This window comes from Mycobacterium sp. 852002-51057_SCH5723018 (genome assembly GCF_001667035.1).
GTDB lineage: Bacteria > Actinomycetota > Actinomycetes > Mycobacteriales > Mycobacteriaceae > Mycobacterium.
This window is the reverse complement of sequence record NZ_LZIR01000008.1, coordinates 274,057-280,841: the sequence shown is the minus strand read 5'-3', so window position 1 is coordinate 280,841 and position 6,785 is coordinate 274,057. Positions and strand designations below refer to the sequence as shown.

Annotated in this window: 6 protein-coding genes and 1 pseudogene; 4 read left to right on the top strand and 3 right to left on the bottom strand. The window is 66.1% G+C overall.

All coding sequences use genetic code 11. The features are described 5' to 3' along the window. Positions 1 to 94: 94 nt before the first annotated feature. The 4 genes and pseudogenes from A5764_RS03740 to A5764_RS29640 form a co-directional block, all read left to right on the top strand. Positions 95 to 502: pseudogene (locus tag A5764_RS03740) on the top strand (inositol monophosphatase family protein); the annotation flags it as partial. Between the two features lie 86 nt (positions 503 to 588). Continuing rightward, positions 589 to 2,010 (top strand): acyl-CoA dehydrogenase family protein, encoded by a 1,422-nt coding sequence (locus A5764_RS03735; protein ID WP_067108677.1) that lies wholly within the window; start codon positions 589 to 591, stop codon positions 2,008 to 2,010. A 39-nt stretch (positions 2,011 to 2,049) separates the two neighbouring features. Then, a complete protein-coding gene (locus A5764_RS03730; protein ID WP_067108673.1) occupies positions 2,050 to 3,255 on the top strand; it encodes an acyl-CoA dehydrogenase family protein in 1,206 nt (401 codons plus the stop codon). Then, a complete protein-coding gene (locus A5764_RS29640) occupies positions 3,212 to 3,517 on the top strand; it encodes a DoxX family protein (RefSeq protein WP_082951459.1) in 306 nt (101 codons plus the stop codon). Before A5764_RS03730 ends, A5764_RS29640 begins: the two co-directional genes overlap by 44 nt. Positions 3,518 to 3,566: 49 nt before the next feature. Here the strand turns inward: A5764_RS29640 and A5764_RS03725 are convergent, their stop codons facing one another. From A5764_RS03725 to A5764_RS03715, 3 genes are all read right to left on the bottom strand, one after another. Continuing rightward, entirely contained in the window at positions 3,567 to 4,952 is a 1,386-nt protein-coding gene (locus A5764_RS03725; RefSeq protein ID WP_067108670.1) for a cytochrome P450, read from the bottom strand. An 81-nt stretch (positions 4,953 to 5,033) separates the two neighbouring features. Beyond that, positions 5,034 to 5,723, bottom strand: coding sequence for a VOC family protein (locus tag A5764_RS03720; protein WP_369807267.1), 690 nt, complete (start codon positions 5,721 to 5,723; stop codon positions 5,034 to 5,036). An 11-nt stretch (positions 5,724 to 5,734) separates the two neighbouring features. Further along, the gene (locus tag A5764_RS03715) at positions 5,735 to 6,694 is read right to left on the bottom strand and encodes a fumarylacetoacetate hydrolase family protein (RefSeq protein ID WP_067108667.1); all 960 of its coding nucleotides are present in this window, start codon (positions 6,692 to 6,694) and stop codon (positions 5,735 to 5,737) included. Positions 6,695 to 6,785 lie beyond the last annotated feature (91 nt).

The following is a 6,785-nucleotide window of genomic DNA, read 5'->3' as shown; positions in this document are numbered from 1 at the left end:
CGGTTGGCTCTTTTCTCCGGGTGTCCGCCCCGGGGGGCCGGGGGGGGGGGGGGGGGGGGGGGGGGGGGGGGGGCGCGGGGGGGGGGGGGGCCCCCGCGGCCGCGGGGCGTTCGCCGCGTTCGACGGCGGGCCGCCGCGTCCGCTCTCGGTTTCCTCTGTGGCACAGCTTGATTCGGCCAGCCTCTCGTTCTCCAGCCTGTCGGGCTGGGCGCAGCGCGGCCTGCGCGATCGCTTCATCGAGCTGACCGATGCGGTGTGGCGGGTGCGCGCCTACGGTGACTTCTTTTCCTATTGCCTGGTTGCCGAGGGGGCGGTCGACATTGCCGCCGAACCGGAGGTGTCGGTGTGGGACCTGGCGGCGCTCGACATCGTGGTGCGCGAGGCGGGCGGGAAATTCACCGGCTTGGACGGTACGGCTGGACCCCACCGCGGCAGCGCCGTGGCGACAAACGGCCTGCTGCACGAACGGGTGCTGGCCAGCCTGCGCGCGAAGTCGCTGTGAATTAGTTAACAAATGCGGCCCCACCTATCTTACTCCGGAGTAAGATAGGCTCCATCCGCATCGCCCCAACAACAGAGGGTGCTGAAATGACCGACGCTCGTACCGGTTCAAAACAGGCTTCTTCAAAAGAGACTTCAAAGCCCAGCTCACGCTCCAAGCGGCGCGGCCGCAAGACCGGCGTCGGCCTGCAGCCGCACAAGCGGACCGGGATCGACGTCACCCTGGCGCTGCTCACCCCGCTCGTCGGCCAGGAATTTTTGGACAAATACCACCTGCGCGACCCGCTCAATCGGGGCCTGCGCTACGGCACAAAGACGATCTTCTCCACCGCCGGCGCCGCGTCACGGCAGTTCAAGCGCGTCCAAAGCCTGCGGGCCGGGCCGACCCGGCTCAAGTCCAGCGGCAAGGACTTCTTCGACCTGACGCCCGACGACGAGCAGACGATGATCGTCGAGACCCTCGACGAGTTCGCCGCCGAGGTGCTGCGTCCCGCGGCCCACGACGCCGACGAGGCCGCGACCTACCCGCCCGGCCTGATCGCCAAGGCCGCCGATTTGGGCATCACCGCGATCAACATCCCCGAGGACTTCGAGGGCATCGCCGCACACCGCTCCAGCGTGACCAACGTGCTGGCGGCCGAGGCCCTCGCCTACGGGGACATGGGCCTGGCTTTGCCGATCCTGGCCCCCGGCGGCGTGGCGGCCGCGCTGACCCACTGGGGCAGCGGCGATCAGCAGGCCACCTACCTGCGCGAGTTCGCCGGCGACAACGTCCCGCAGGCGTGCGTGGCCATCGCCGAACCGCAGCCGCTGTTCGACCCCACCCGGCTCAAGACGACCGCGGTGCGCACCCCGAGCGGCTACCGCCTCGACGGTGTGAAGTCGTTGGTCCCCGCCGCCGCCGACGCCGAGCTGTTCATCGTCGGCGCGCAACTGAACGGCAAGCCGGCGCTGTTCATCGTCGAGTCGTCCACCAAAGGCCTTACGGTCAAGGCGGATCCGAGCATGGGGGTTCGCGCGGCCGCCCTGGGTCAGGTGGAGCTGTCCGGCGTGTCGGTGCCGCTGAGCGCCCGGCTCGGCGAGGACGAAGCCACCGACGACGATTACTCCGAGGCGATCGCGCTGTCCCGGCTGGGCTGGGCGGCCCTGGCGGTCGGCACCTCGCACGCGGTGCTCGACTATGTCGTCCCCTACGTGAAGGAACGCCGTGCGTTCGGCGAGCCGATCGCGCACCGTCAGGCCGTGGCGTTCATGTGCGCCAACATCGCCATCGAATTGGACGGCCTGCGGCTGATCACCTGGCGCGGCGCCGCCCGCGCCGAACAGGGCCTCCCGTTCACCCGGGAAGCCGCGCTGGCCAAGCGGCTGGGCGCCGACAAGGGGATGCAGATCGGCCTGGACGGCGTGCAGCTGCTCGGCGGCCACGGCTACACCAAGGAATACCCGGTCGAGCGCTGGTACCGCGACCTGCGGGCCATCGGAGTGGCCGAGGGTGTCGTAGTGATCTAGCAGTCATCCAACTCGAACTTCACTAGCGAAAGACCAATCATGGCAATCAATCTGGAACTGCCCCGCAAGCTGCAAGCGGTGATCGTCAAGACGCATCAGGGCGCCGCCGAGATGATGCGGCCGATCGCGCGCAAGTACGACCTCAAGGAGCACGCCTACCCCGTCGAGCTCGACACCCTGATCAATCTGTTCGAGGGAGCTTCCGAATCGGTCGCGTTCGCCGGGGCGGACTCGCTTCGCGACGAGGACGACGACAGAGGCAAAAACCACAACGGCGCCAACATGGCCGCGCTGCTGCAGACAATGGAAGCCAGCTGGGGCGACCTCGCGATGATGCTGTCGGTCCCCTATCAGGGGCTGGGAAATGCGGCAATCTCCGCGGTCGCCACCGACGAACAGCTGGAACGCTTGGGCAAGGTGTGGGCGGCGATGGCCATCACCGAGCCTGGCTTCGGATCCGATTCCGCGGCGGTGTCAACCACCGCCAAGTTGGACGGCGACGAATACGTCATCAACGGCGAGAAGATCTTTGTCACCGCGGGCTCGCGCGCCACGCACATCGTGGTGTGGGCGACGCTGGACAAGTCACAGGGCCGCGCGGCGATCAAGTCGTTCATCGTGCCGCGCGACCACCCCGGCGTCACCGTCGAACGGCTCGAGCACAAGCTCGGCATCAAGGGTTCCGACACCGCGGTGATCCGGTTCGACAACGCGCGGATACCGAAGGACAACCTGCTGGGCAACCCGGAGATCCAGGCGGGCAAGGGCTTTTCCGGCGTGATGGAAACCTTCGACAACACGCGGCCGATCGTCGCCGCCATGGCCGTCGGCGTCGGCCGCGCCGCGCTGGAGGAAATCCGCAAGATCCTTACCGAGGCCGGGGTCGAAATCTCCTACGACAAACCGTCGCACGCCCAAAGCGCGGCCGCGGCCGAGTTCCTGCGGATGGAGGCCGACTGGGAGGCCGCCTATCTGCTGTCGCTGCGTGCGGCGTGGCAGGCCGACAACAAGATCCCCAACTCCAAAGAGGCGTCGATGAGCAAGGCGAAGGCCGGCCGGATGGCCAGCGACGTCACCCTCAAGACCGTCGAATTGGCAGGGACGGCAGGCTATTCCGAGCAATCACTGCTGGAGAAGTGGGGTCGCGACTCCAAGATCCTGGACATTTTCGAGGGCACCCAGCAGATCCAGCAGCTGGTGGTTGCCCGCCGGCTACTGGGGCTTTCTTCCTCCGAGCTCAAGTAACGATCGGGCGCTCATCGAGGCTCCAGCCGCCGACCGTCCACCAGGATGGTCGACACCGGATGCGCATGTTCCTCGATCGCGGCGGGCGCACACGGCATCCATCCCGGCGCCGCTGGCCGCCATCGGATTGCTGCTCGTCCTAATTGGCGCCATGAGCACGCACGCCCGCCGACGCGAGTACACGAACGTCGCCCTCAACGTACTGCTGGCACTCGTGGCCGGCGCGACCGCCTGGGAGCGCCTGGGCCCTTACCCGTTCTGACCACTGACACCGCGTTCGGTCAGCCGGCGCAGCTCGCCCCCTCCTCTCGTCACCGGCGATGGCGTCGGCGCGGCACGAGGTAAAAGCCCCGCGGTTTGAGGGTGAGGGATTCGGTGATCTGCAGGCGGTAGTCGTCGGGTGTTGAAAGGTCGTAGCGGTGCAGGAGCAGGCCGAGTGCCAGCACTGCCTCGTGCAGGGCGAACTGGCGGCCGATGCAGGCCCGTTGCCCGGTTCCGAACGGCTTGTAAGCGTGCGCGGGGCGGGCTTTGGCCTGGCCCGGGGCGAACCGGTCGGGGTCGAACCGGTCGGGATCATGCCATACCGACGGGTCGCGGTGCAGCAGCGGCAGCAGCACCATTGCCCAGTCGCCCCGATTCATTCGGTAGCGGCCGCCGAGCACGGTGTCGGTGCGGGCGGCCCGCAGATATGCGGGCGCGGTCGGCCATAGCCGCAGCGCCTCGTCTAGTGCCGCACGTACGTATCGCAGTTTGGGGATATCGGTGAAGGCGGGCTCGGGGTCGCTGGCCTGGCCCCACAGCGCGTCGACCTCCGCTTGCGCTCGGGCCAACGCTTGCGGGTCTCGGATGAGGTAGTACAGCGCGAAGGACAATGCGCCCGAAGTTGTTTCGTGACCGGCGATCATAAATGTGATGACCTGCTGGCGGATGTTGACCTCGTCCAAGCGGCGGCCCGTCTCGGGGTGCGCACTGCGCAGCATCAGGCCAAGCAGATCCGGCTCTTCCTTGTCGTCGCGACGCGCCGCAATGACCTCGTCGACGATCCGCTGCATCGTCGCGAGGTCGCCCCGGTGCTGGCGGGCAGAGCCGACCACTACTCGGCGCACCGGGGCGAGGGCCTGGAATGTCGACAAAGGGGCGTAGCGAAGAGTGCGCATCATGGCGGTGACGAACGGGTGCGGCTGATCGCGCTCAAATGAGCCGAAGCGGTATCCGAACCCGGCGCAACCGATGGTCTCCAATGTCAACCGCGTCATGTCGGCGGTGACGTCGACCTGCCGCCCGCATTCGGCCGCGCCGTCCCAGCGAGCCAGCAGTTCGCGGACCACCTCGAACATGATCGAGTGGTAGCCGCGCATCGCCTCTCGGGTAAACGCGGGCACCAGGATGTCGTGGGCCAACTGCCAATTCGGCTCGTCGTTCTCGGCGGTAAACAGGGCATCACCCACGATGGCGCGCAATGGAAGCAGGTGCAGTCCGACGTGCTTGGAAAAGCGCGTCTCATCGTTGAGCTCGGCGGCCAGCTCAGCTCCGCCTACTGTGACAACCTCGATGTTCAACAGTTTGCGCACCGAGATCGGTCCCAAATCGCGCACCAGCCGCAACGCCGACTGAACGGGAGCGCGGGGGTTGACGCCCAACACATCGCCCAGCACCGGTAAGCGGTGGGGTGGATGGGGAATCGCGGTGGTGTCCACTCACTAAGCCTCCGAGTTAATGAATCACATTCAGTAGTGCCGTGACATCGCCGAATTGAGCCGAAGACCCCGACGACACGGTCAGAGCGTCTTCCAGGAGATGGTGCGCCTATTGGCGCGGTATTTGGTGCCCGGCCGCACGCCGGCGTTTTGCTTGAGCAGATCGGATTCCTCGGCGCCAGCGCGCAATTGCTCAAGCAGGTAGTCGGGGTCGATGTTGACCCCGATCGGGTTCGCCGCAAACTCGGCGGTGCCGAGATACTCGGCCGTGGCTTGGCCGGTCGAGAAGTTCTCGACTTGAAACTCCAGCCGGATCCCATCGGGATCCTCGTAGTACAGACTCGTGGTCGGGCCGTGGTTGATCGACCACACCGGTGCGATTCCGGCGTTCTTCAGCTTCTCGTAGGCCAACAGCTGCTGCTCCAATGACCTGTAGGTATATGCCACGTGATCAAACCCGAAAAACTTGCGGCGCAACCGCGCAAGCGGAAACAGATACCGCAAGAACCGGGGAAGTTTGATCAGGGCGAGGCGGTGACTTTCGTTGTCCCATGTCAAAAATGCGATGCGTGCGTCCTCGTGCACCACGCGCGCGCCGAACACAGCCTGATACCAGGCGATCATTTCGTTGCTGCGGGCGGTCTTGACGACGAAATGGGCCATCAGGTCGGGAATGGGGTGCTGCGCGGAACTACCCATTGTGACGGGGCTGTCGTGGCTGGAGATTTGTGGCGGCGGTGTGTGACGCCGCAACGGGGTGTCGCCGGTCATCGGTTGGTCCTTCATCGTGTCGGTGAGGTGATGGTCGTGTGCTGGGCGCCCAGATCGATTGCGCCGCTGGCATTGCGGATCGAAGCGGTGATGACGTCCCCGGGCTTGAGATAGGGCTTGGAGATGTTCTGCTTGACGAACATCGCCCACAGGGTGTGCTCGGGCAACAGAGCGGTCGCCAACCGACGCACTAGCGCCGGCGGCGAGGTGGCAACGCATCCGTGCGGGGTGCCGGTGAGCACGAGGTCACCGGGACCCAGGTCGCAGAATTCGCTGAGCTCGGTGAGGGTCTCGGCGGGACGGTACAACATGTTGCGGGTGTTGTCGTGCTGGCGTTGGATCCCATTGACGCTCAACGACAATTCGAGATCGTTGAGCAGGTCGTATTCGTCGGACTCAGGTACCGCCAGGAAGGGGCCGACCGGGCAGAACCCGCGATAGCTTTTGCCCTTGAGGAACTGGCCCTGCGGCAGCTGCACGTCGCGCGCCGAAAGATCGTTGGCGATGGTGAGTCCGAACACGAACTCGTGCAAGTTCTCCGGGGTCACCGTGGTCGGCGCCGTGATGGGCGCGCCGATCACCAGGGCAAGTTCGATCTCGTAGTCCAGCAGCCGCACGTGGGCGGGTCGGGTGACCGGTGCTGTCGGGTCGGTGATCGCGGCATCGGTTTTGTCGAAGAAGAGGTTGAATGTGCGCTCGTCGGGGTTCATCCCCGCCTCGATGGCGTGCTGGCGGTAGTTGGCGCCCTGACATATCACCCGGCATGGCGTGGTGATCGGCGACAACAGCTGCACCGCGGCCAGATCGATGCTGGCCGGCCGCCTGGCTGCCGCGCTCCAGTCCTGCCGACCGCCGGTGATCAATTTCGCGGTGGTCGGATACTCGTGCGCCAGCGGGGTCAGCGCTGAGCCGACGACCACCCCCCAGCCGGTGTCATCGCCGGATCGGTAGCGGGCCAGATGGGTCACCATCGGTGTACTGCTCCTTCGCTGGGGACGGTGTAGCGCTCGATCTCGCCGACTGAATCCATCCGCCTCATGATCCGGCGGTGTCGGGCGTCAC

Coding starts and splice junctions, on each gene's coding strand:
- A5764_RS03735 (WP_067108677.1), top strand. CDS start 589: ATGACCGACGCTCGTACCGGTTCAAAACAGGCTTCTTCAAAAGAGACT.
- A5764_RS03730 (WP_067108673.1), top strand. CDS start 2,050: ATGGCAATCAATCTGGAACTGCCCCGCAAGCTGCAAGCGGTGATCGTC.
- A5764_RS03720 (WP_369807267.1), bottom strand. CDS start 5,723: ATGACCGGCGACACCCCGTTGCGGCGTCACACACCGCCGCCACAAATC.
- A5764_RS03715 (WP_067108667.1), bottom strand. CDS start 6,694: ATGGTGACCCATCTGGCCCGCTACCGATCCGGCGATGACACCGGCTGG.